This window comes from Candidatus Halocynthiibacter alkanivorans, assembly GCF_003333265.1.
GTDB lineage: Bacteria > Pseudomonadota > Alphaproteobacteria > Rhodobacterales > Rhodobacteraceae > Halocyntiibacter_A > Halocyntiibacter_A alkanivorans.
In genome coordinates this window covers 1-1355 of sequence record NZ_QOLB01000002.1, presented here as the reverse complement: position 1 = coordinate 1355, position 1355 = coordinate 1, and the positions used below count along the sequence as shown (strand labels likewise).

1 protein-coding gene is annotated in these 1355 nt (G+C 53.8%); it reads left to right on the top strand.

Annotated elements, in window-relative coordinates:
* Nucleotides 1-46 precede the first annotated feature (46 nt).
* Complete coding sequence (locus tag DWA01_RS00015) at nucleotides 47-1117, top strand: IS110 family RNA-guided transposase (RefSeq protein WP_114283600.1); 1071 nt, start codon at nucleotides 47-49, stop codon at nucleotides 1115-1117.
* Nucleotides 1118-1355 lie beyond the last annotated feature (238 nt).

The following is a 1355-nucleotide window of genomic DNA, read 5'->3' as shown; positions in this document are numbered from 1 at the left end:
GGGTTAAACTGTGTTTGTTTCACCCGCCAGCAGAGGAGAAGTAGCCATGAGTTCGAAGAAGAAGGAAATCAAGATTGAGGCGCTGATGTCAGTTGGTATCGATATTGGGAAGGACGTGTTCCATTTGGTTGGATTTGATCCTGATGGAAATGTTGTTGTACGCAAGAAGATCAAACGAATGGCGTTGGAAATGACATTTAGGGAACTGCCATCCTGCATCGTTGGGATGGAAGCCTGTCTCAGCGCCCACTTTGTTAGCCGATCACTGCGCAAGATGGGCTTTGAGCCACGTATCATTCCCGCCATCTACGTTAAGCCGTTCAACAAGGGTCAGAAAAACGATTACAACGATGCAGAAGCCATCGCAGAAGCAGCGCTTCGACCCAATCTGAAAATCGTTCCCGAGAAGAGCCAGGACCAGCTTGATCTGCAAGCCCTGCATCGGGTCAGATCGCGCCTGGTGTCACGGCGCACGGCAACCATCAATCAAATCCGTGCCTTTCTGATTGAACAAGGGATCACGGTTCGCAAGGGTTTGCGGGCGCTGAAAAACTCGTTTCTGATAATCCTTGAAGAGCGCAAGGATGAGATATCGCCCCGGATGCGGAAAATCCTGATCGGCCTCTATGGTGATTGGCTGTGGATGGATGACAGGATCGATGCTGTTTCCAGCGAGATCGAGGGTATCAGCCGCACCGAAGAAAACTGTGTGAACGTCATGACGATCCCGGGCATCGGCCCGATGATCTCAACAGCTATGGTTGCTGCCATCGGCACGGGGGATGCGTTTGATCGGGGTCGTGACTTTGCGGCCTGGGTTGGCCTTGTGCCAAGGCAATACAGCACGGGCGGGCGAACGGTTTTGGGGCGGATCACCAAACGAGGCAGTCGGTATCTGCGTATGCTGTTTGTGCAGGCCGCCAAGGTGATCCTGATGCGCCCGCATCGCTGGCCCGACTTCAGCTTTGGTGAGTGGCTGATCAGAGCCGAACCCCGCATGCATCGCAACAAGCTGGCGGTTGCGTTGGCCAATAAACTTGCACGAACGGCCTGGAGCGTCCTGCACCATGGCACCACGTTTGATGCACCCAGAGACGAGGTCGCGGTCGGCGTTTAATACCCCGCCACGATCCAAAGGAGTTCGCGACAGATAGAAAGCATGGAACGGAAATACTACGCCCTCAGAGTCTGACGGCCCTTTCGGTCATTATAGACCTTGCCGCTAATGAGACCACGGAGCGAGCGTAATCCCAATGAGGCCACGACCCGCGTGTCGATCAACAGGCCGGATACATATGAGCGACTTCCGAGAACATGTGAAAAATCATTTGCGAACAGTAGCCGGTACATACAAA

Coding starts and splice junctions, on each gene's coding strand:
- DWA01_RS00015 (WP_114283600.1), top strand. CDS start 47: ATGAGTTCGAAGAAGAAGGAAATCAAGATTGAGGCGCTGATGTCAGTT.